We start from the raw sequence: 23,208 nt of genomic DNA, 5'->3' as shown, positions 1-23,208 counted from the left end.
TTTTTGTGTTTAATTAGATGCTTCAGTGCTGCTTTGTGATTCTTCAGTAGAAGCTTGACTTGATGCTTCAGTTGATGCCTCTGTAGAAGATTTAGATTCTTTGTCTGAAGATTTCTTAGATGAAGAAGTTCCAGTAGAATCAGTTGTTCCTAAGAAGTCAGACAAAATGTTGTCGAAGGCTTCGTCTTTAATCTTCACATTTGCTTTCTTCAACTCTTCACCGATTACTTCAGAAGTGAAGGTTTGGTCAGCCATTTTTGTGTTCTCAGCAATTTCATTTACTTCTTTTTCATATTTGCTCATATCGTTACCTTTAGGAGTGTTTTTCTCCATTTTAACGATGTAGTAAGCTGTTTGATAAGTAGAAGCGTCCATTGCAGAAACTACAGCTGATACTTCGCCGTCTTTCAAAGCAAATGCTGCTTCTTTTACTTCAGAAGGAACAGCGTCGGATTGTGAATCAAACTTAACTTTACCGCCATCTTCTTTAGTAGCAGTATCTTGTGATTTTTCTTTAGCAATCTTAGCAAAGTCGCCGCCATCATCAAGTTGCTTCTTGATTTCGTTGGCCTCATCTTCACTACTTGCCAGAATGACTCTAGCTTCTACTTCTGGATGGAAAGATTCCCATGCTGCTTTTTTGTCAGCATCTGTTAGTTTAATGTGGCTCTTGATTCCTTCTTGGAAAGCTAAAGACTGTTTTAGGTAGTCTTTATAAGAAGATTTTGTATAGCCAGCAGCTTGTAACTGACTTTCAAAGCTATCGCCTAATTGTTTTGCTTGTTTGTTGTACTCTTTGTCGATCTGTTTATCAGTAACCTTGTCTCCATAAGCATTTTCAAAGACATCATAGATAATCATGTTGCGAACTAATTGTTGGTTAGTTTGTTCTTTCTTTGCTTCATTGTAAAAATCTTCTACGGTCAATTTACCGCCTTTCATTGTTGCGATTTCTTGACTGTTGCTACTTGAACAAGCACCTAAGACTAAGACGCTTAATAGTCCAGCAGTAGCTAAAACGATTTTTTTCTTCATTCTAAGTTACACTCCTGTATTAAGTTATTTGCGTATTATTGCTCCTCAATCACTATACCACACTTAAATTTGTAAAATAAAGACTTTTACAGATAGTTTCTATAAAAATTCACATTAAAGGCATAAAAGAAAGGACGGAGCCATAAAAATGTGCCCGTCCTGTTGATTATTTAAGTTTACCAGGGCGTTCTAAGATAAAACGTCCCTGTTTGTTGGTATTGTTTTGCATTTCTTCCGGCAAATGACTTTGAATGAGCGCTACTTGTTCTTGGATTTGCTGAATCCGTGGTTCAGCCTGAAATTTAAACTCCTCAATGTCACTTTCTATTTCGGCTTTAAATTCAGGGACTAACGTATTAACAGTTGTTTTTAGTTCCACTAAGGATTCACGAAAATCAGTTAAGCTGTCATTCAGCTCATCGGTTAACTGAACAACATCACGAACATCGTTCACTAATTTCTCGCGGGTTTCCTCACCTTTTCTCGGGGCAAAGAGTAATCCGCCAACAGTTCCAATTCCGGCACCCACTAAGAGTCCTTTGAAAAAGCCCATTTAGTTCACCTGCTCCTTGATCGCTTCAGCAATCGCCTGCATATCTTCTTTGCTGTAGCTTTCAGAATTGTCCCCAAAATGAATAGAGAAATCATCCTGCTTGCTGTAACGTGGGATTAAATGTACATGAGAGTGAAAGACTGATTGATAAGCCAATTCTTTATTATTATTTAAGATATTCAAGCCCTCCATTTCGGGGAAAGCTTTTTCTAGTGCTTTGGCAACTTTAGGAATTCGTGCAAATACTTCACCTGCTAAAGCTTCATCGTATTCAAAAATATCAGCAACATGCTGCTTCGGAACAACTAAAGTATGCCCTTTTGTTACTTGAGATAGGTCTAAAAAGGCATAGACTTTATCGTCTTCATACACTTTATAGCTGGGAATTTCTTGATTAATAATTTTACAAAAGATACAGTTTTCCATGACAGACACCCTTTCTTTTTTTGCTTACTTTCACTTTACCATAACTTTTCTCAACTGTGCGCAAAAATGAAATCACTTTGTCAAAAATCTTTGCAAAACTTCTGCTATAATATAGGACAAGTATTGGAGGGAATAAAATGAGTTTATCCATTCAGCAAGTAACAGGCGGCTATGGTCATTTGCCTGTTTTGAAAGATATTAGTTTTGATGTGAAAAACGGTGAGATGGTCGGCCTAATTGGTTTAAATGGAGCTGGTAAATCTACAACAATAAAAAATATTATTGGTTTATTAACACCTCAAAAAGGAAAAATTACAATCGACGATCTAACCTTGGCTCAAGCACCGGAGGATTACCGCAAAAAGATTGGTTTCATCCCTGAAACACCTTCTTTATATGAAGAATTAACGTTGCGGGAGCATATCGAAGTGACAGCGATGGCCTATGATATTCCTAAAGAGGTGGCGATGCAGCGGGCTGAACAGTTGCTGAAAACCTTCCGATTAGAAAATCGGTTGGAATGGTTCCCAGTGAACTTCTCTAAAGGGATGAAGCAAAAAGTAATGGTGTTGTGCGCTTTTTTGATTCAACCTAGCTTGTACATTATTGATGAACCATTTTTAGGTTTGGATCCATTAGCAATTAATGCTTTATTGGAATTGATGATGGCAATGAAAAAAGAAGGGGCTGCGATTCTGATGTCCACCCATATTTTAGCAACTGCTGAAAAATATTGTGATCGTTTTGTCGTTTTACACAATGGTGAAGTACGAGCGCAAGGTACCTTGAGTGAGCTTCAGCAGGAATTTAATCTGCCAGGCTCTTCCTTGGACGAAATCTATGTCGCATTGACAAAGGAGTCTGAGGCGAATGTCTGATTTTTTTAATCAACGACTAAGACTGCATCAAAAGAAAATGATGAAGTACATGCGTTATGTGTTAAATGATCATTTTGTCTTAGTCTGTTTATTTTTAGTTGGAGGGCTGGGGTTTTACTACTCCAATTTATTAAAAGAATTACCAGCCGATTTTATTTGGGGACTTCCTATAATTGGTGTTATCTGGTTTTTAATTTTACCCGTTGGTCATTTAGTGACATTAATTGAACCAGCCGATACTACTTTTATTTTGCCAAAGGAACGGCAGATGGAGGGGTATTTACAAAAGGGTCTGCGTTACTCGCTGGTTTTTCCTATGATTCTGATTGCTCTAATTGTGGGAGTATCGATGCCTCTGTATGTAGTAAGTACCGGGTATGGATTTAACAACATCGTTTGGTTTGCCCTAATGCTGTGGCTATTAAAGTATTGTCACTTAACTATTTTACGTTTGGCTTGCTACCAAGAAACTGTTTCCAAGATTCAGCAGTTAAAATTGTTGTGGTATGCAGCTAGTTTGATAGTAATTGCAGCTAGTTTATATCTAACCCCATTAGCTGGTACTGGAGCAGCGTTGCTTTTCACGCTTATCTTTTCTCATACAACTAAGCCAGGTGCTCGTTTATTGGATTGGGAAAAAATGGCTGATCTTGAACGGAGTCGATTGTATCGAATTTATCAGTTTATTAATTTGTTTACAGATGTGCCGGAAATTGAGGCTAAAGTAAAACGTCGCAAATACTTAGATGGCCTGTTAGCACGAATTACCTTTAAGCAATCTAACACCTATCTTTATTTATTTATGCGTCGGGCACTACGAGGTTCTGAATACAGTGGACTTTACTTGCGCTTAGTGGTAATTGGCGGGATATTAATTTTTACCTTGCAGGATTTTCTTTATGCCACGGGCGTAGCAGCCCTATTAATCTATTTAATTGGATTTCAAATGATTCCATTATACAGTCAATTCGATTATATTAGTTTTATTCAATTGTATCCGGTTAGTCAAAAGACTAAGCAGGCTTCATTACAAAAAATGATTGCTTGCTTGTTAGGAATTGCGGCTTTTGTTTTTGCCGGAGTTGCCTTGACCCAATTGACTGTGGTGGATAGTTTATTGCTGTTTGCTATTTTAATAGGAGAAACTGCTTTGTTTGTTTGGTTTTATGTGCCGGTTCGTATTAGAAAGATGGAGGATTAACCAATGAAAATACTGTGGAATGATAAAATTGTTGATGAATCAGAAGTAAGAATTGATACGGAAGATCGCGGGTATCAGTTTGGTGATGGAATTTATGAAGTGATTCGTATTTACGATGGATTGCTGTATATGGAAGAAGAACATTTAGAACGTTTCTGGCACTGTGCCAATAAGATTCGTTTAAGCTTACCCTTTACTAAGGAAGAGTTCAGTCAGCGATTGCATAAGTTTGCTGAAGAAGTAGGAATCAAAAACGGACGTCTTTACTTCCAAGTAACTCACGGGACGGCCAAGCCAAGATTACATGACTTTCCAGATGCTAAAGAGGTTATGCCGGTATTAACAGCAGATATTCAAGCAACAAGCCGACCAAATGAAAAATTAGAGAACGGCATTCATGGTGGATTTGTTCCTGACAAACGCTGGCTGCATTGCGACATTAAATCAATCAGTTTATTAGGTAATATTTTGGCTTTAAACGAAGCAAAAGAGAAGGGTTATGATGATGCTATACTTATAAGAGATGGTATTGTGACAGAGGCTTCATCATCCAATCTTTGGATGGTAAAAGATGGTATTTTATATACTCATCCGGATGGCGAATTAATTTTACCAGGAATTACGAAAATTAAAGTGCGACAATTAGCTGAAAAACTTGGAATCCAGTTAATCGAGGAACCTTTTACTAAGGAACAATTAATAGAAGCAGACGAATGCTTCAAAACTAGTTCGGTGGCTGAAGTGATGCCAATTATTAGTATTGATGGTAAAAATGTTGGCAATGGTAATCCAGGAATAATCACAAAACAATTGCAAAAGGCTTATATTGAGGCAATAGAAGAATCTGTAAAGAAAATGTAATCCAAAAAGACTAAAGAAGAACATACATGCTCTTGACGAAGCTGCTTTCCCTAGCTAGAATAAGAGGTACTGCGAAAAAAGCATGAGGAGGCCCATAAGATGGATTTTCAGTTAGATAGCGAATGGCGTGTTAGTCCAATTAAGGGTGACACCGGCAAAACCTATATCGGGTATCGAGATGAAGACCGTGTCTTTATAAAACGAAATACTACTCCTATGCTGGCAGCTTTATCTAGAGAAGGAATCGCACCTAAATTGGTGTGGATTAAACGGACAGGGAATGGCGATACGTTAACTGCACAAGAGTGGCTAGATGGTCAGGTGCTTAGTCCAGAAGAAATTAAACAGCGCAATGATGTAATAGATGTACTATATCATTTGCATCATTCTGATTCATTAAAGATGATGCTAAAAAAGGTAGGCGGACGCCAAGTTTCTCCCCAACAATTGTTAGCAGATTTTGAAAAAAGCATACCGCCAGAGTTGCATCAAAATAGTTTTATTGAGTTAGTCCATAATTATTTGAAGCAAAATATTCCTTATTATCCAAAAAAGAATTATACCGTTGTGCATGGAGATGTAAACCATCGTAATTGGTTAGTCTGTCGTAATTATCTTTATTTGGTCGATTGGGATTCGGTTATGTTTGCCGATCCTGCTTTAGATATAGGTACAATTTTAGGAAGCTATGTACCGCTCTCAAGCTGGAGTAAGTGGCTGGTTCGCTACGGGATTCGGCCTACTGATGCGAACATGGAGCGTGTATATTGGTATGCTCTAATGAGTTTACTATTAGAAATATCCCGGTTGTATCGACGCCAGGAATTTCGTCACATGAATCAATCAATATTGCAATTAAAACGAATTTTTGCTGGAAGCTGAACGATTTAGGTTCAGCTTTTTTTAAGGAGGAAATTAATCATGCGTGTAAGAAAAAGATCAGGTGCTGAGGAACTATTAGCTGCTCATCCACAGTTTGTAGTTGAGGAACCTCAAAGCTGGAAGGGGCGTTGGCAAGAGCATTTTGGAAATAATCAGCCAATTCATATTGAAATCGGTATGGGAAAAGGACAGTTTATCAATCAAATGGCTCAAGCACATCCAGAGATTAATTATATTGGAATAGACATGCAAGTAAGCGTAGTTTCTTTTGCTTTAGACAAATTAATTGATGAACCGGTACGGAATTTACAATTGCTGCATGTCGATGGCTCAGAATTAACTAATTATTTTGCAGAAAGTGAAGTAGATCAAATCTATTTGAATTTTTCAGATCCGTGGCCTAAGAAAAGACATGAAAAACGCCGCTTAACTTATCAAAGTTTTTTAGCAGTAGATGAAGCTATTTTACGTCCCAATGGTGAGATTCATTTTAAAACTGACAATCAAGGGTTATTTGAATATTCATTAAGCAGTTTCTCAAAATATGGGATGATTTTGGAACAAGTTTGGTTGGACTTGCACCATAGTCCGTATGAAGGAAATATCATGACCGAATACGAAGAAAAATTTTCTAAAAAAGGGCAACCAATTTATCGTGTAGAAGCTCGTTTTTCAGATAAAACAAAAAAATAAAAACTTTTTTAGCGAGTCTAGATTGGACTCGCTTTTTTTTGCGTAATTTATTTACGAGGTGAAGGAGATGACTATCGAAGAATTTTCAACAGAATTGGTTTGGTATGGTTCTAAGGAGCAGATGCAGGATTTCTATTTAATGCCCAAAGTAGATCATTATGAGTATTACTTTCGTCAAGGCCCTTTTTATCATGGCCAGGGTTGTGTATCAGATGAAATTGGAAGGCAGTTGATTAGTCGGTTTAAGTACTTGGGACAAATGGATGTCAGTGAAAGGCGCAAGGCACAATTAGGAGCAATTACTTATATTCTTCCCAATAAGGAGCAGCGTTTGCGCTTATCTACTGTAGGTGACTATTTACAGCGAGAAAGCTTAGTCATCCGCTTTTTGCATTCGTTTGGGAATAGTTGTGAGAATTACTTATTGCCTGAACAATTAGTGACTATTCTTCAGGCTTGCCATTCAAAAGGCTTGTATCTGTTTTGTGGACCAGTGGGTTCTGGAAAAACAACCTTAATGTATAAGCTGGCGAAGGAACGTGGCGGTCAAGTATTAACTATTGAAGACCCTGTCGAAATTGAAGAGTCGGATTTTCTGCAGCTGCAGGTCAATGAAAAGATTCATCAGACCTATGAGGAGCTCATCAAACTATCTTTACGCCATCATCCGGATGTGTTAATCATTGGTGAAATCCGTGATCAAAAAACAATTCTTGGAGCAATTCGAGCGGCACTAACTGGTCATTGTGTATTTGCAACGTTACACGCGTCTAGTTTAGAAGCAGCAGAGAATCGAGCAATCGAGTTAGGAGGGGATAAGCAATTATTACAAGATTGTTTGCGCGGGATTATTTACCAAGAATTACTTCCCTACCAGAAAAAGGAAGTAGGATTATTGATGAGCTACACATTTTACGAGGATCAGCCAAAACATTTTAGCTGGCAAGAAGGATTGAAACAAGTTGAGGAAAGAAAGCTATGAAAAACAGATTGACATCCCAACAAAAAATTACCTTTTGTCAGCTATTAGGAGATCTACTTACGAATGGTTTTAGTTTGCAGCAGGCGTTGTACTTTCTGCAGACAACAGATACTTTTCCAGTGGAACTTGTACAATTAGTACAGAAAAATCTTCATAGCGGACAATCTTTATCGAAAAGCTTTGCCCAGCTAAACTTTTCAGCTGATCAAGTATTACAGGTTGCTTTAGGCGAGATGCATGGAGGTATTGCTCTTACTTTAAAGGGAATTGCGAAACAGATGTTACTGGTTCAAAAACAACGTCAAAACTTTATTAAGGCGATTTCCTATCCAGCTTTGCTGCTGCTCTTTTTACTGCTAATTTTGTTGGGTATGCGAACCCTTCTTTTACCTCAATTGTTAGAAAGTGGGATGATAGCTGTCGATAATCCTTCGATTCTCTTCATCCAGGCAGCTCCTTGGTTTGTTATCGGTGTTTTATTAATAGGTATGTTATTGCTAATTTTATGGAACTATTGGGGAAAGAAGCAAAGCTATCTTATTAAATATAGCTTTCTAGCTAAATTACCGTTAATTGGACGGTTGCATCGGGATTATTATTCAGCCTACTTTGCTTTAGAGTGGGGAAAACTCTTTGATCAAGGTTTGGAACTGCAGCAGATTATTGCGTGTCTTCTGGCAACAGAAAAAGAGTCGCTTATGAAAGAATTAGCAGCTTCATTACAGCAGCAACTAGTTCAAGGTCAATCCTTAGCTCATCAATTAAAAGCGTATCCCTTTTTGACGAAGGAATTCGGACAAATAGTCCAGCAGGGTGAAGTTCGGGGCAATTTAGGAAAGGAATTGCTTGTCTATAGCCAATTGGTTTGGCAACGCTTCTTTGCCCGACTAGAATTTTTATGTTCTTGGCTGCAGCCACTTGTATTTTTGTTAGTTGCTTTGTTAATTGTCAGTATTTATGTTGCTATGCTTTTGCCGCTATCCAGCGGTTTGGAGGGAATATGGTGAAAAAGAAAAAGCTCAAAGGTTTTACTTTACTGGAAATGATGGTCGTTCTATTTGTTATTAGTATATTACTGCTGTTGTTTGTGCCAAATATCATGAAGCAAAAAGACTCTGCCAAGAACAAAAGTGATGAATCGATTGTTAAGGTAGTTGAAACGCAAATGGAAGTTTATGAATTAGAAACAGGCAGTCGTCCAACATTAGAAGAATTAGTAACGGATGGGTATATTACAGACAAACAAAAAGAAACCTATGAAAAAGCGAAGCCTTAGAAATGAATCAGGATACACATTGATCGAAACTTTAATCGTTATGATTGTAATCTGCAGCTTTGTCTTGTTGCCAACGGTGATGTTCTCCAGTTGGCAACAAAAGCTTGAATGTCAATTTTTTTACTATCAACTAGAGAAGTCAATGCTGCATCTCCAGCAGGTAGCAATTTGTGATCAAAAAAATACCCGAATTGACTTGCATCCAGATAAACAGCTGATTGCTTTTAAGACAATTGAGGAAGAGCTTCCTTGGAAAAATTTGGAAGTACCAGAATCAGTTGTTTTGCATAGCGGATACTCGATTATGTTTAAAAGTAGTACGGGAAACGTTTCTACGAATCAACCAGAGACCGGCATTCCTAAAATCAGGTTTACCGACAAGTATGGAGAGGTTACTTACCAATTTCAGTTAGGAAGTGGTCGTTTTGAAAAAAAATAAAGGATATATTTTATTAGAGAGTCTAGTAAGCTTATCTTTAATGATGGGAATGACTTATGGCTACTTATCGATCACGATTCAGTTGCAAAAACAGACCCAGCAGCAGTTGGAAAAGGTTGAGCAATATCGCAATCTTTATATTGAGCTTCGCCATAAACGGCTCTATCCGTAAAAAGCTGATAAAGGAGAAGATAAGTGAAAGAAAAAGGTTATCAGCAATATAAAGGTTTTACGCTTTTAGAATGCTTAGTAGCACTGCTAGTATTGGGAGGAAGTCTCCTCTTGCTAGATGGGTTAATTAAACATATGGCTAAAGTTGAGCAGCAATTGACAGCCTATCACAGTCGGGAGTGGGAAGTCGGATTGCTGCAATTGGAAAATGAGCTTGCTGGGTTAAAACACAGTAAAACAGAAGCTCATAGAATTGTGTTAACAGACGGATCAGGGAATCTAGTTAAAATAGAAAGGGCTAATTCAACTGTTCGAAAGAATTATAAAAATGGACATCAACCGCTGTTTACTCAGGTATACGCATTCAACTGTCGTGAAGTTAATCATACTGTAGAATTCGAAGTTATCTTCAATGATGGCATGAAGAAGAAAGGAATTTGGGTGATTGAATAAACGGGGCGGGATTCTAATTTCAGTATTGCTGTTGATTTTTCTTTTTAGCTTTTTAGTCTTGCATCTACTGTTTACTTATCGCCAAACCACGGACTTTTCAAAGCGAACAATTCAACTGTATCAGGCAAAAATTGCTAAAGAAGAATTTTTGATAGCTCATTTGCCGTTGGAGGCTGAACAGGGGATCTGGAATTTTGATCAGGGAGAGCTTTCTTACGAGAAAAAGAAGGATACAGTGAAAATTCGTGTAGCTATTCAAGGGAAAATTTACAATTTTTCAGAAAAAATTGGAAGAGAAACTACTCAATCTACTGTTGTTTCTTCTAATGAGGAAGAAAGCGAGCAAAGAACCAATTATTAATCTTCAATACTTGTGAAAGTGTTAGTAAATCTTAAAGACTTTACTAACACTTTTTAGTTGATAATCTAAAAAGACTAATACACAAGTTTGTGAAAAGTTTTACAGAAGTTTTTCTTCTTAAAACACTAAAAATCCACAATTTTAAAAAGAAAGCGATTGATTATTTTTAATTTGTCCGCTAAAATAGAACAGGTATCATAGGTGTTATACTAGGAGGTATAAGATGAATCCAGAAAAAATCGAAACAGCTTTTTCTTTGATGAATCAAGCAGTGGAAATATTACAACAGAAACTAGACACTTCCTTTTTTGACGCCTATATCGAGAATGCGGAGAATCTAGTGGATGGTGCAAAAGTACGTGTTGTTGATCAGACACCGGATCATCAAACGGTTAACCAAGTAGAAGCACTTTATCAAGAGATTTTGGATCTTAATTTGGAAAAAGAAGAATGGCGCAAAGTCACTCAGTTGCTTTTGTTGAAGGGGTCTAAACAAGAAACGTTACAGCCTAATCATCAGTTAACACCAGACAGCTTAGGCTTTTTGTTTGTCTTTTTGATTGAACAGTTAGCGACAGAAAAAAAAGCACCTATTCGCATATTGGACATTGCAGTTGGTATGGGGAATTTACTTCTAACTGTCACGTCTAATTTACAATTAGCAGGCTTTAAGGTTGAATCAGCAGGTGTAGATATTGATGATACGTTGCTAGCGGTAGCTGCTTCAGACAGTGCTCTGATGGAAGAAGAAGTTCAATTGTTCCATCAAGACAGTCTGCAGGATTTGTTAGTTGATCCGGTAGATTTTACTATTGGGGATTTGCCTATCGGTTATTATCCTAATGATGAAAAGGCTCGCCAGTTCATCACCAGTTCGGAAAAAGAGCATAGCTACGCACATCATTTATTAATGGAACAAGCAATGGCTTATGTAAAGGAAAGCGGCTTCGGGCTATTTCTGCTGCCAAGTAATTTCTTAGAAACGGAGCAAGGACCGTTACTACAAAAATGGCTAGGTAAAGAAGTCTTTTTGCAAGGGATTATCCAACTGCCAGATGAGCTGTTCAAGTCTGAACATTCTCGTAAAAGTATATTAATTCTGCAAAAATCTGGTGAGGCTGCCAAGCAGGCAGAAAAAGTACTGCTGGTGAAATTGTCTACCCTTAAGGATCCAAGCAAAGTAAGAGAATTTTTCAAAAAATTCGAGGACTGGAAGTCTTCTAATTTATAAGTTAAAACAAAAGGAGAGTAAAAATGTCAAAAACAATTGCAATCAATGCTGGTAGCTCAAGTCTAAAATGGCAGTTATATCAAATGCCTGATGAAACCGTCGTAGCTAAAGGAATCGTAGAAAGAATCGGAATTAAGGATTCTATTTTTACAATTAAATATGGTGACGGAGAAAAATTTGAAAAAGTATTAGACATCAAGGACCATGAAGTGGCTGTTCAAATGCTTTTAGACCAATTGATTGATCTAAAAATCATTTCATCATTTGACGAGCTAACAGGTGTAGGTCATCGTGTAGTAGCTGGTGGCGAATACTTCAAGGATTCAACGATTATCACTGATGATGTGTTGGAAAAAATTGAAGAATTGAGCGAATTCGCTCCGTTGCACAACCCAGCCAACGCTATGGGAATTAAGGCATTCCGCCGTATCTTGCCTAACGTGTTGAGCGTAGCTGTTTTTGATACTTCTTTCCATGCTACAATGCCGAAAGTAAATTATCTTTACAGTATTCCTAAAGAGTACTATGAAAAACACGGTGCTCGTAAATATGGCTTCCACGGAACCAGTCATCGTTATGTATCTGAACGTGCAGCTGAATTACTAGCTAAGCCAATTGAAGAAACAAAGATTATCACTGCTCATATTGGTAACGGCGGGTCTGTGACAGCAGTTGAAGGTGGAAAATCTGTTGATACTTCAATGGGCTTCACACCATTAGCAGGTGTAACAATGGGAACTCGTTCTGGAGATATCGATCCATCATTACTACCATACTTAATGGAAAAAGAAGGCATTTCTTCTATCAATGAAATGATTGATATTTTAAACCAAAAATCTGGTGTCTTAGGCTTAACTGGTTTATCAAGCGATATGCGGGACATTGAAAATGGTGCAGCTGAAGGTAACGAAGATGCCACTCTAGCTTTAGAAATTTATGCTGATCGCATCCGTAAGTATATTGCACAATACATTGCTGTTATGAATGGTGTTGACGCAATTGTCTTTACTGCTGGTGTAGGTGAAAATGGTGATATTATTAGAAAAATGGTTCTAGAACAAATGACTTGGTTCGGAATTGATTTAGATGTAGCTGTAAACGAAAAAATTCACGGCAAAGAAGCTGAAATTTCAACTTCTGATTCAAAAGTAAAAGTTTATGTAATTCCAACAGACGAAGAATTAATGATTGCTCGCGACGTTGAACGTTTAAGCAAATAAAGTAACTAAAGAAGAAGGTGAAGTAAGAATGCCTATGGGCACCTTATTTCACCTTCTTTTTCAAGAAATTAAGACTAATATAATTCTCTCAAAGCATCAGCAACAGAAAAGTGATAGCTCACCTCTGGATCAATATGCATGGTCTTGATCATTTCTTTTACCTCTGGCTGCATTGAACTAAAATGAAGTTCTTGACCAGTCTTTTTACGTTGAGCATAACAATCAGAAAGGATAGTCAGGGCTGTCGTGTCAATGCTTGAAACGCCGCGCATAGATAGAATGATGCCTTCTTTATCTTTTAAGTCATCCAAGCTTCTTTTTAATTTTCCGGAAGACATAAAGAATAATGGTCCACTAAGGTAAACAACAACCCAGTCTTTCGTATGTTCAACGGGAGCCATAGACATGCGCTCCCAATCAATTTCTTCTACGTTAATTGAGATTTGGGAAGACTTGGCTAAAAAGATTAAGCAACTGGCTGCTACTCCTAAAATGATCGCTAAGCTTAAATCAAAGATTACAGTCGCTATCATTGTGACAAAGAATTTTATTAAAGCAGGATAAAATCTTTTTTTGCAAAATTCTTGAATGATTTCCCATTCATTCATGCGCCAAGCTGTTACAATCAGCACACCTGCTAAAGCAGACATAGGAATGTTTGACATGATTGGAGCAAACACCATCATGGAGAGTAACAAAAACACTGCGTGGAAAATACCAGTTAAACGAGTCTGTGCTCCTGATTTAATCGCGACACTTGTCCGCGCAATCGCGGCAGTTGCAGGAACACCACCAAAGAAAGGTAGAATAATGTTTCCAATCCCTTGTGCTATCAATTCTTGGTTACTATCCAACTCTTTGCCCGTCATACGTCCAGCTGAAGCTCCGCAAAGCAGACTTTCAATCATTCCTAACATGGCAATACTGATCGCTGGTATAATTACATCCTTTAATCCACTAAGCTGAAGATCAGAAAAGAAAAGACGATTATCACTGATGAGTGTAGTTGGAATTTTCCCCACTGTGGCAATTGGAAGTTTTAAAAGTACAGTAAGAATGGTTGCCAAGATAATCATGACTAAAGATGCTGGAATTTTTTGGTTCCATTTTTTGGGAAAAACGATCATGCCAATGATGACACACAGTCCTAAAAGTGTGGTGGCTGCATTTGGGGAAAACCCAAACTGTTGATAACTTTGCAGCTTTTCAATTAAATTATGACCCTCAGAATGTACGCCAAAGAAATTGTCCAACTGTCCTAAGGCAATGATGATAGCGATACCTGAAGTAAAACCAGTAATTACAGGTGCTGGAATAAGAGAAGTAATGCTACCAATTTTCAAAATACCCGCGAGCAGCAAGAAAACACCAGCTAAGAAAGTTGCAAGCATGACTCCGGCAAATCCCTTGGTCGCAACAATTGATATAAGGATTGCTCCCATCGCGCCAGTTGGACCAGAAATTTGATAAAAACTTCCTGACAAACTACCGATAACACCACCAGCAATAATTGCAGTAATCATACCAGCAGCGGCATCCACACCATTAGACACACCAAAGGCAAGCGCCAGCGGCAAAGCTACTGCAGCCACCGTTATTCCAGCCAATAAATCCATTTTCAATGTTCGAAGGCTATATCCTTTGAACTCCGCCCGAATCATTTTTAAGTAATTCAATCTACCCTAACACCCCATTCTTAAAGTCAACAAATAAATGATACCATAAGAATGACGTTGAAAACTTTAGCAAACAAATTAAAAACGTTTTCTTAACTATGGATACGATAAAACTGTTCAAGCCAGGGTTAAAGTACTAGCGAATTAGATTATTCAGCAGGTTTCAAAGCCGTAGCAAAATCAATTTGATTGATTTTACGGTTTAAAAATATCTGGACAACCAACATACAGCTAAACAGGATTAAACTTGCCAGTAATAAACTTTGGGCTGATAGCTGCGGCAGATATTGCTGATTTTCAGTAGAGACCATTGATACATATGCTTGGAGAAACAGCCAACCTGAGGGGATACTAAATAACCAGCCAATACTTGTTAATAACATTGTTTCCAAAAGAGAAAGGCGTAGGACCTCTGACTTAGTAAAGCCCAACACTTTCAAAGTGGCAAATTCAATAAAGCGCTCAGAAAAAATCAGTAAATGACAATTCATCATAATCGTAATACCTAAAGCCAAGGCAGCTAAGATCAACAACGAAATGATAAAACGAACCCCTTCAATTAACTGATGAGAGTCCTGATACTGCTGCTTTTTAGAAACCGAGTTGGAGAAAACGGCAGAATCTTTTATTTGGTCCAGCCTCTCAAGTAAAAGTGATTGTGGCAGGAAGTTTTGATCCAATTCTTCCCAACCTTTTTTTGAAAGAAATAATCCTTGAGGAGCCGACAAATAGGCTAAATCTTTTACTTGAAGAGGCAGAATAGTTTGACCAATTCTAACGTAGATAGAATCATTTTTTTGAATATGATTTTTGCTTGCTAGTGCGGAAGAAACAATCACTTCATTCTCCTCTAAACTTTGAAGAGAGAGCGATTCTGACTTAGTTTTTAAGTTGAGAAGATTTCCTGGTGACGCAATAGTAGCCGTAACCAGTTGTTCTTCAGAACCATTTAATAAGGTAACGCTTTGCTGTTCCAACCATTGTGAGTTGTGAGAAAATAGCTTTTCAGTTTCAGCTTGTTTTTTTTCAGTCATGGGCTGGGTGAAGCTAACTTTTTCGTTGTATTGATAGGTTTGATAAAAAACGTGTTGCAGGGAATAATCAATTGAATCATTAATTCCAAAGGCTGCCAGTAACAAAATCATACAACCCATCGCACCAAAAATTCCAAGGATCCCTCGTCGTATATTTCTTTGGATATCCCGCAACGTCCATTGCAAAGAAAAAGGAAGATATTTCCAAATAATTGAATGCTCCAGCCAAACTCGACGAAACCGTTTGTTTGACTGTTTCTGCATGATGGTAGCAGGAAGTTCATTTATAATGGGAATCACAGGGATCAGCGTGGTAAGTACACTGCATAAAGTGACTGCACCTACTACCCAATAACCTAAGGGGCTAACGATGCTTTCCCAACTAGGCACAGAGAATTGTTTACCAATCACGGATAATAAAATAGGTGACAATATCCTTGGTCCTAATAGACAGCCAATGAAAGATCCAGCAAAGGAAACAAGTAAACCAAATAGGGAATAGTGGAACAATAAGGCTGATTTACTTAATCCTTGAGCAAGTAGACTACCAATTTGTAATTGTTGCTGTTTAACGAACCGCCGCATAGTCGCTTCCATCGTAATTAGCGTAAGGATTAAAAATAATCCGGAGAACAAAATTGCCAAACGTTTAATTTGATCAGATCGATCAGTAAAAACAGCAATACCCGCAATATCCTTTTGTGGTGTCAGCTGTTGAAAATCAGATTCCCAGATGGTAGACAATTGCTTTTCTAGCCATGCTTGATTGGTTGACTTTTTCGTATTAATCAGCAATTGTGGGGTTGCATAAATACCTGAATCAGTAAACGTTTCTTCTGATAGATAAGCATAACCATTTTTTTTATGATCAGGCAAAGGTTGATCTGCATTTTCAGTGAAATAAATAAACTCAGGTTGTCGGATGGTTCCAAGGATTTTACAAGGGGTGTGATTAATTATAATTTCATCCTCTAACTGATAATTATTTTCGCGAAAAAAGTCTTCATCTAACCAGATACCAGTTTGCTGCAGCTTATCGCCTTGAATTACTTGTGGTTGGCTGATCTCTGATTGATCAAAAGAAAGCAAGGTTAAGGAAATTTCATCATTTTTAAATCGTCCTACGTTACGAACGGCTATCTCCTTCACATTGGGTAATGCGGCTGTTTTGGTTTCTTTTTTCTTGTCTAAGTGATGAATTGTTAATAAATAGTCAGCTAACTGACTATTTGCTATAAACGTTTTACCAGTTTGTTCCATTTGCTGACTGAGATAGTAAATACCTGTAAAGACAAAAAGACAAATAAAGCTCATTAAGAAAACAGCGAAGAAACTCAGCACATTTTGTCGGAAATCACGAATTGTTTTGCGAAATAACATTACCAGCTCACCTCATCAATTTTTAGTGGATGAAGTTGTTGTTCATTTTTGAGAATTTTACCGTCCTTTAAGTGAATGACTCGATTTGCGATTTGGGCAATTGCTGCATTGTGAGTAACCACAATAATTGTATGTCCGTGAACCTCTGACATTTCTTTTAATAGGTATAAAACCTGTTGGCCTGTATGACTATCTAAAGCTCCAGTTGGTTCATCACATAAAATCAATTGAGGATTTTTGCAAACGGCCCGAGCAATAGAAACCCGCTGCTGCTCGCCACCAGAAAGCTCTTGCGGGAAATTATTAAACCGATGAGACATTTGGACTCTGGTTAAGATTTCTTTTGCTTCGAAAGGATCTTTTGCAATTCTTTGAGCAATAGATACATTTTCTAAAGCAGTTAGTGTCGGGATCAAATTATAAAACTGGAAAATGAAGCCAATACTGTGACGCCGGTAATTTGTCAGTTCGCGATCCTTAAATAAATGGATATCCGCTTGATTCACAACCAATTCCCCACCAGTTGCTTTGTCCATTCCGCCCAAAAGATTCAGCAAAGTTGTTTTTCCGGAACCACTAGGACCAAGAATTACAGTAAATTCACCCTTTTCAATAGCAAAGGTTACGTTTTTCAATGCGGAAATTTTAGTAGTTGCTGTTAAATAATTTTTCTGCAGGTTTGTTGCTTGAATATAAGTCATGATTTTCTCCTTTTTTGAACACTGTGTTGATTTATTATGTGCTTTAGTTTAGGATGAAATCATTCAAGGAACAATAACCAAATAGCAACAGACTGTTCAAAAAAGCAACAGCAGGTTGTTCTTTGTTGAATAATTGAACAGATAAAGGAAAATTGTGGAAGGAAAGTATAATGTCTAATAAAACAGATCGAACCAAACAGCATATTGTCCTAACTTTTTTTGAAATGATGGATGAACTTGGCTTTGATAAAATCACAGTAGCAGGTTTATCCAAGCGAGCAAAAATAAATCGAGGCACCTTTTATCATTATTACGTAGATAAATATGCTTTGCTTGAAGAGATTGAAGAGGAAATGTATAGCAGTTTTAAGCAAGTAATGGAGAATCATATTGGTGTCACTGTAAAAAGTAAAATTGATCAGTACGGAAGAGACAATATTTTTCAGTTTTTCAAAGATGCTTGCGAAAAATTAATGGTATTTCTATATGATCGCAAGGAGCTTGCAAAAATTCTGATTGGTGAAAATGGCCGTCCGCAATTCATTGAACGTTTAGAGCGTTTATATATCGAAACCGTTCAGCTTAAACTTCAAAATGTATCGCCAGAAATTACGGAAAGTGAAAAATTACAGCAGGAATTTATTTACTATGGAGTGATCGCGATAGTAAAACGTTGGCTGCTCACCGGTGCAAAACAATCGCCAGAAGAAATTGCTGAGATTCTCGCAAAATGTATGACTACTTCACCACTTACGATTTTTGAAGAAATCGAGTCTAGATGAACAAAACCCGATTGTAAGCACTTCTCCTTACAGTAGAACTCTGCTTATTTTTAATCAGTCTAAGCAATGGTAGAAAGGTCTTCCTCCCTTTATTTTTTGAGATAAGTTAGGAATGACGGACAATTTTTATCTAGCTTTTTTGCTACAGTTACTATTAATAGTTCATCTAAAGCTGAAAGTGCAGCAAATACGACAATGATTGCACCCAAAACATTTAGTGAAACTAAGCGATAGAAGTATGGAGTTAAAAAAAGTAGTAATCCGGTTAGTTTATTCAACCAAGTATGCAAACTGGCCCACTGACGAAAACGGAGAAAGCCAATGCTATAAGTAATCAGTCGAAAGCCAAGGATACCTGCTGCTGAATAAAGCAGCCAAATTGGTAATGAAAGCTTTAAAAGTAAAGTACCCGCAGCTACAAACAGAAAAAGAGTATCTGCAAAAGTATCTAAGAACGTTCCTAAATCGCTGGTATCGTTTAGCTTCCGGGCCAAATAGCCATCCACCATATCACTGATTCCGCAAAAAGTATAAAGAATCAGAAAATTTTTGCTAAGTGGCGTTGTAAAAGGTAAAAAAAATGTCAGTAAAATTCGACAACTAGTAATAAGATTAGGGATATTTTTCATAGATTAAGTATAAAAGAAAAACCAGCCATTTTCTATTAGAAATTGGCTGGTAACGCTTAACGTTTCACTAACTCATAAGGCAAGCAAATCTTATCCTGTCTTTTTTGAAAAAAAAGCTGAAACGCTTGACGACCACAATCAATTAGATGGTGGTCAATACTAGAAAAATTCATGACTTCACTAATTAGTAAATTTTCCCGACCAACCACTATCGGTGTCGGATAGTTCCGCAAAATAACGGCAGCCAATTCATCACTGTTTACCAATATGCCATCTACCTGTTTTTTAGCAAAAAATTCTGCAGCTTCTGGCCCGTCCTCTCCAGAAAAACAGTCCCAAAAAATATTTTCTGGATCAAAATCAGGGAACACTTGGTAACTAAGCCGCTCAATTAAAACTGAGTCTTGGCTGATTTTTTTACTGCGTCCTAAAGTAACACCTAACTTTTTAACGCCACGTTCCTTCAAATATAGAAGGGCTTCGTGAATAGATGACTCCATATCAATATAAACACACCCTACGTTTTCCAAATTAATTTTCTGACAAAATACCACAGGTCCATAGGTAAGATAGTCGCAATAAAAATCGGGTCGGTTGGCCATTGTTGTGATAATGACTCCGTCAAATTCTTTAGCTGCAAATTGATCTAAGTAGTCTTTTTCAAGATCGGGATTATAGTTTGTTGGCAGCAATGTAATCTTATAGGAATGAAGAAATGCTTCCTCCATTATTCCGCTTAACAATTTTGTGTAATAGGGATGATTGGTGAAAGGTAAAACTACACCAATATTTTTTGTTTCACCATGGCTTAAATTTTGAGCTGTTTTGTTAGGAACATAATTCAATTCTTTCATGACTGCCAAAACTTTTTGACGTTTTTCCTCTTTAATATAAGGATAGTTATTGATTACTCGTGAAATAGTTGAAACAGAATAACCAGTTTTTTTAGCTATATCTCGGATATTTGCCATAATTTATTACCTCTTTTTTTAAAGATAATTGATTATGCAAATCAGCAATAACTGCTGGACCAGACTCAAAAATAGCAAACTGTTCATCTTCATAGCTAAAAATAATACGCTTGCCACCGTAATATTGATCTTCCCCTAAATAGGAAATAGTTGACAGATCAATAATACGTTTGAAGGATTTAAATAAACTAACGGAACATGTAATAACCAAACTATTGTCCTTTACCTGGATAAATGCATAGTACAATTTTTCTTTACCATCTTTTTGAATTTTAACATAAGTTCTCATGTTTATGCCTCCTTTTTCTTATCTGATTGTAGTGTACTTTATGAAACGAGTTTCAATGCAAGAGGTTTATATCAAAAAGTTGAGAAAAATTAAGTGATCATTGATCGTATAACTTTTATAGCAAGTAGTAACAGATTGAATATCTCAATTTAAGTAAACATGAATAAATTGAACAAGTTACGTTGCCTTCATTAAAAAGCAAAAAATAGGCTAAACTTGATAAAAAATCTTGCCACAACATTTCTTTATCGGTACACTAAATGAGGTAGAAATGTGAAAGTTAAGGAGATAAGGACAGATGGAAAACAAAAAAATAACGAAACCAGAAAAAAGTGACTGGTTTTTACGTTTTATCAAAGGAATGTTTATTGGTTCAGGATTTATTTTGCCAGGAGTTAGTGGTGGGGCATTAGCCGCAGTTTTTGGTATTTATGAACGTATCATTTCATTTTTAGCTCACATCACAAAAAATTTCAAAGAGAATGTTCTGTTTTTTATTCCAGTAGGATTGGGCGGATTAGCGGGGGTATTTGTTTTATCTTTTGCAGTCAGTTTTTTACTCGGCGAGTTTGAAACTATCATACTTTGGTTCTTTGTCGGCTGTATAATTGGTACTGTTCCAGCGTTATGGAAAGAAGCAGGCAAGCACGGGAGAGCAACTAAGGATATTATCATTCTTATCATTAGTTTTATAGTAGGATTTTTGTTTTTGTGGCAAGGATCGGGTTTATTTGGAGAAGTGGATCAAAACTTTTTTACTTGGATGATTGCGGGTGGATTAATCGGTTTAGGATTGATTGTACCAGGATTAAGTCCTTCTAACTTCTTAGTTTACATGGGGATGTACAAGGCAATGGCTGATGGATTTAAAACTTTTGATTTAGGAGTTCTTATTCCTATAGCTATTGGTGGACTAGCAACTGTTTTAAGTCTTTCCAAACTAATGGACTGGATATTTAGTCGTTATTTTGCACCAATGTTTCATTTTATTTTGGGAATTGTTTTTGCATCTACAATAATGATTATTCCTACCGACTACAGTGGGATTGGATTTTTAGGATTCATTGGTTGTGCAGTGTTATGTTTTTTAGGTGCAGCATTAGGCTGGTGGATGAGCCGCTTAGAGGAACGCTACAAACCTGAATAATAAATTTGAAAAAAACTCAAATTTAGGCTTGCTTTTTTTTAAATAACCCTTTAACATATGAGTAAGCATTCGAGCTAGTAATAAATTTTATGGCATTCAGAGAGTTGATTCACCGGCTGAAAGATCAACACGTCCACTGGAATTTATGAACCTGTCGAAGAAGATTGTTGCGAAAGTGGCACGTATCTCCAGCGTTAAGGGAGCTTAAAGTTGGGTCTTCTAAGAATGACCAAGCAAGGTGGTACCGCGAAATTATCCGTTTCGTCCTTACATTATGTAGGGATGGAACGGTTTTTTTATTTTTTATTTTATAGGAGGATGCATGGATGACTAACTTACAAAAAGAAGATTTTTCAAAATGGTATCTACAAACCATTCAAAAAGCGGATTTGATGGATTACTCACCGGTTCGTGGTTGTATCGTATTTAAAGCGGATGGATATGAACTTTGGGAACATATTCAAGAGGATTTCAACAAATGGCTGCGGACTCAAGATATTCGTAATGTCTACTTCCCAATGCTGATCCCTAAACATTTCTTGGAAAAAGAAGAAGAGCACGTTGAAGGATTCGCGCCAGAATTGCCATGGTTGACACGGGTTGGTGACGAAGATTTGGAAGAACCTTACGCATTACGTCCGACTTCTGAAACATTGATCGGGGATGCATTTGCGAACTGGATCAATTCATATCGTGATCTTCCTTACGAAATCAACCAATGGGCGAACGTTTTCCGTTGGGAGAAAAAGACGATGCCGTTCTTACGAACATCAGAATTCTTATGGCAAGAAGGTCATACGGCTCATGAATCTGAAGAAGATGCACGTGTACGTACGATGAGCGCTTTAGAAGCATACGCGGATATGTGTGAAAATACTTTGGCGATCCCAGTTTATCGCGGACAAAAGACACCATCTGAACGTTTCGCGGGAGCTGTTGATACTTATTCTGTAGAGGCAATGATGCGTGACGGGAAAGCCGTCCAAGCAGGAACGTCTCATTATCTTGGTCAGAATTTCGCGAAGGCATTTGATATCAAATTCTTGAATCGTAACAACGAACATGAACATGTTTATACAACTTCATGGGGATCATCTACTCGTTTGATTGGTTCATTGATTATGGTTCATGGGGATGAACAAGGTTTAGTATTGCCGCCAAAAGTTGCGCCAACACAAGTTATCTTGATTCCAGTTGGCCCTTGGCAAAAACAACCAGAAATTCTGGACAGATTACGTGAATTGAAAGCTTCATTAACTGAAAAAGGTTTACGCGTTCGTATTGATGAAACAGACAATACACCAGGCTTCAAGTTTAACGAATGGGAGCTTAAAGGTGCACCATTACGTGTTGAATTTGGTCCTCGCGATTTAGAAAACAATCAAGCAGTCCTTAAGATGCGTGATTTAGACGATAAAGAATCTGTGTCATTAGATGGCATCGAAGATCATATCGTTGAACAACTAGACGTGATGCAAAAACGTTTATTGGAAAGCGCAAGAAAACGTTACGCTGAAAATGAACATACTGATATTGATACTCTTGATGAGTTAAAAGCTCATATTGAAAAATCAAAAGAAGCAGGCGAAACTCCTGGATTTGTTTTGATTGGTTGGGATGGTACTGAAGAGACAGAAGCGAAGATCAAAGAAGAAACTGGCTTCACAACTCGGAATATTCCATTCAATCCACCAATGGAAAAAACCGTTGATATCGTTACTGGAAAACCTGCGAAACACACAGTGTGGATCGCACGCGCTTATTAGGAAAGCTTCCGTAAAGAAACTGCTTTAATATATAAAAATTCCTTCAACACCTGTTCGAAAAATCAGCCGCAAACAATAAGTAGACAGTGCGAAAATTTTTAACTCCCGCTGAAGCAAGTTTCTAAACGGACTTTTAATTGAGAGTTTGAGATAATGATCTTAGTTGGTTAT

The 23,208-nt window shown here is 37.3% G+C and carries 26 protein-coding genes; 17 read left to right on the top strand and 9 right to left on the bottom strand.

Annotated elements, in window-relative coordinates; genetic code table 11:
• Nucleotides 1-9: 9 nt before the first annotated feature.
• The 3 genes from I588_RS15545 to I588_RS15535 form a co-directional block, all read right to left on the bottom strand.
• A complete protein-coding gene (locus I588_RS15545; RefSeq protein ID WP_010759714.1) occupies nt 10-1,035 on the bottom strand; it encodes a peptidylprolyl isomerase in 1,026 nt (341 codons plus the stop codon).
• A 166-nt stretch (nt 1,036-1,201) separates the two neighbouring features.
• Nucleotides 1,202-1,588, bottom strand: coding sequence for a YtxH domain-containing protein (locus I588_RS15540; RefSeq protein ID WP_010759713.1), 387 nt, complete (start codon nt 1,586-1,588; stop codon nt 1,202-1,204).
• Entirely contained in the window at nt 1,589-2,023 is a 435-nt protein-coding gene (locus I588_RS15535) for an HIT domain-containing protein (RefSeq protein ID WP_139243958.1), read from the bottom strand.
• Nucleotides 2,024-2,151: 128 nt separating this feature from the next.
• Between I588_RS15535 and I588_RS15530 the strand changes: the two genes are divergently transcribed.
• The 14 genes from I588_RS15530 to I588_RS15465 all read left to right on the top strand — a co-directional run bounded on the left by I588_RS15530 (nt 2,152) and on the right by I588_RS15465 (nt 12,662).
• Entirely contained in the window at nt 2,152-2,892 is a 741-nt protein-coding gene (locus I588_RS15530) for an ABC transporter ATP-binding protein (RefSeq protein WP_010759711.1), read from the top strand.
• A complete protein-coding gene (locus I588_RS15525) occupies nt 2,885-4,093 on the top strand; it encodes an ABC transporter permease (RefSeq protein ID WP_010759710.1) in 1,209 nt (402 codons plus the stop codon). The genes I588_RS15530 and I588_RS15525 overlap by 8 nt, the downstream gene beginning before the upstream one ends.
• A 3-nt stretch (nt 4,094-4,096) precedes the next feature.
• Nucleotides 4,097-4,954, top strand: coding sequence for a D-amino-acid transaminase (dat, locus tag I588_RS15520; RefSeq protein WP_010759709.1), 858 nt, complete (start codon nt 4,097-4,099; stop codon nt 4,952-4,954).
• Nucleotides 4,955-5,053: 99 nt separating this feature from the next.
• Complete coding sequence (locus tag I588_RS15515; protein ID WP_010759708.1) at nt 5,054-5,836, top strand: phosphotransferase family protein; 783 nt, start codon at nt 5,054-5,056, stop codon at nt 5,834-5,836.
• Between the two features lie 39 nt (nt 5,837-5,875).
• Complete coding sequence (gene trmB / locus I588_RS15510; protein ID WP_010759707.1) at nt 5,876-6,529, top strand: tRNA (guanosine(46)-N7)-methyltransferase TrmB; 654 nt, start codon at nt 5,876-5,878, stop codon at nt 6,527-6,529.
• 67 nt (nt 6,530-6,596) lie between these two features.
• A complete protein-coding gene (gene comGA / locus I588_RS15505; protein WP_010759706.1) occupies nt 6,597-7,511 on the top strand; it encodes a competence type IV pilus ATPase ComGA in 915 nt (304 codons plus the stop codon).
• Complete coding sequence (comGB, locus tag I588_RS15500) at nt 7,508-8,518, top strand: competence type IV pilus assembly protein ComGB (RefSeq protein WP_010759705.1); 1,011 nt, start codon at nt 7,508-7,510, stop codon at nt 8,516-8,518. Before comGA ends, comGB begins: the two co-directional genes overlap by 4 nt.
• Complete coding sequence (comGC, locus tag I588_RS15495) at nt 8,512-8,787, top strand: competence type IV pilus major pilin ComGC (protein ID WP_010759704.1); 276 nt, start codon at nt 8,512-8,514, stop codon at nt 8,785-8,787. Before comGB ends, comGC begins: the two co-directional genes overlap by 7 nt.
• Complete coding sequence (gene comGD, locus I588_RS15490; RefSeq protein ID WP_034694437.1) at nt 8,768-9,226, top strand: competence type IV pilus minor pilin ComGD; 459 nt, start codon at nt 8,768-8,770, stop codon at nt 9,224-9,226. Before comGC ends, comGD begins: the two co-directional genes overlap by 20 nt.
• A complete protein-coding gene (gene comGE, locus I588_RS15485) occupies nt 9,213-9,398 on the top strand; it encodes a competence type IV pilus minor pilin ComGE (protein WP_010759702.1) in 186 nt (61 codons plus the stop codon). The genes comGD and comGE overlap by 14 nt, the downstream gene beginning before the upstream one ends.
• A 23-nt stretch (nt 9,399-9,421) precedes the next feature.
• Complete coding sequence (gene comGF / locus I588_RS15480) at nt 9,422-9,850, top strand: competence type IV pilus minor pilin ComGF (protein WP_010759701.1); 429 nt, start codon at nt 9,422-9,424, stop codon at nt 9,848-9,850.
• A complete protein-coding gene (gene comGG / locus I588_RS15475) occupies nt 9,843-10,211 on the top strand; it encodes a competence type IV pilus minor pilin ComGG (RefSeq protein WP_010759700.1) in 369 nt (122 codons plus the stop codon). The genes comGF and comGG overlap by 8 nt, the downstream gene beginning before the upstream one ends.
• A gap of 223 nt (nt 10,212-10,434) precedes the next feature.
• A complete protein-coding gene (locus I588_RS15470; RefSeq protein WP_010759699.1) occupies nt 10,435-11,442 on the top strand; it encodes a class I SAM-dependent methyltransferase in 1,008 nt (335 codons plus the stop codon).
• A 23-nt stretch (nt 11,443-11,465) separates the two neighbouring features.
• The gene (locus I588_RS15465; RefSeq protein WP_010759698.1) at nt 11,466-12,662 is read left to right on the top strand and encodes an acetate/propionate family kinase; all 1,197 of its coding nucleotides are present in this window, start codon (nt 11,466-11,468) and stop codon (nt 12,660-12,662) included.
• Nucleotides 12,663-12,736: 74 nt separating this feature from the next.
• Here I588_RS15465 and I588_RS15460 read toward each other — a convergent pair whose 3' ends face one another.
• The 3 genes from I588_RS15460 to I588_RS15450 form a co-directional block, all read right to left on the bottom strand.
• Complete coding sequence (locus I588_RS15460; RefSeq protein ID WP_010759697.1) at nt 12,737-14,323, bottom strand: SulP family inorganic anion transporter; 1,587 nt, start codon at nt 14,321-14,323, stop codon at nt 12,737-12,739.
• Nucleotides 14,324-14,487: 164 nt separating this feature from the next.
• Nucleotides 14,488-16,752, bottom strand: coding sequence for an FtsX-like permease family protein (locus tag I588_RS15455; RefSeq protein WP_010759696.1), 2,265 nt, complete (start codon nt 16,750-16,752; stop codon nt 14,488-14,490).
• A complete protein-coding gene (locus I588_RS15450) occupies nt 16,752-17,453 on the bottom strand; it encodes an ABC transporter ATP-binding protein (RefSeq protein WP_010759695.1) in 702 nt (233 codons plus the stop codon). The genes I588_RS15455 and I588_RS15450 overlap by 1 nt, the downstream gene beginning before the upstream one ends.
• A gap of 170 nt (nt 17,454-17,623) precedes the next feature.
• Between I588_RS15450 and I588_RS15445 the strand changes: the two genes are divergently transcribed.
• Complete coding sequence (locus I588_RS15445; RefSeq protein ID WP_010759694.1) at nt 17,624-18,235, top strand: TetR/AcrR family transcriptional regulator; 612 nt, start codon at nt 17,624-17,626, stop codon at nt 18,233-18,235.
• Nucleotides 18,236-18,324: 89 nt separating this feature from the next.
• Here the strand turns inward: I588_RS15445 and I588_RS15440 are convergent, their stop codons facing one another.
• Genes I588_RS15440 through I588_RS15430 form a run of 3 tightly spaced genes read right to left on the bottom strand, consistent with a single transcriptional unit; the run spans nt 18,325 to nt 20,124 of the window.
• Nucleotides 18,325-18,864, bottom strand: coding sequence for a CDP-alcohol phosphatidyltransferase family protein (locus tag I588_RS15440; protein ID WP_034694434.1), 540 nt, complete (start codon nt 18,862-18,864; stop codon nt 18,325-18,327).
• A gap of 56 nt (nt 18,865-18,920) precedes the next feature.
• The gene (locus I588_RS15435; RefSeq protein ID WP_010759692.1) at nt 18,921-19,835 is read right to left on the bottom strand and encodes a LacI family DNA-binding transcriptional regulator; all 915 of its coding nucleotides are present in this window, start codon (nt 19,833-19,835) and stop codon (nt 18,921-18,923) included.
• Nucleotides 19,810-20,124 carry a hypothetical protein gene (locus tag I588_RS15430; protein ID WP_010759691.1) on the bottom strand — a complete coding sequence of 105 codons (315 nt, stop codon included), beginning with the start codon at nt 20,122-20,124 and terminating at the stop codon, nt 19,810-19,812. The genes I588_RS15435 and I588_RS15430 overlap by 26 nt, the downstream gene beginning before the upstream one ends.
• Before the next feature lie 298 nt (nt 20,125-20,422).
• On the opposite strand from I588_RS15430, the gene I588_RS15425 reads away from it, so the two are divergent.
• Nucleotides 20,423-21,271 carry a DUF368 domain-containing protein gene (locus I588_RS15425; protein WP_010759690.1) on the top strand — a complete coding sequence of 283 codons (849 nt, stop codon included), beginning with the start codon at nt 20,423-20,425 and terminating at the stop codon, nt 21,269-21,271.
• Between the two features lie 326 nt (nt 21,272-21,597).
• A complete protein-coding gene (gene proS, locus I588_RS15420) occupies nt 21,598-23,037 on the top strand; it encodes a proline--tRNA ligase (RefSeq protein WP_010759689.1) in 1,440 nt (479 codons plus the stop codon).
• Nucleotides 23,038-23,208 lie beyond the last annotated feature (171 nt).

The organism is Enterococcus pallens ATCC BAA-351 (assembly GCF_000407485.1).
GTDB lineage: Bacteria > Bacillota > Bacilli > Lactobacillales > Enterococcaceae > Enterococcus_A > Enterococcus_A pallens.
The sequence above is the reverse complement of the archived record's forward strand: the minus strand, read 5'-3'. Positions and strand labels throughout refer to the sequence as shown.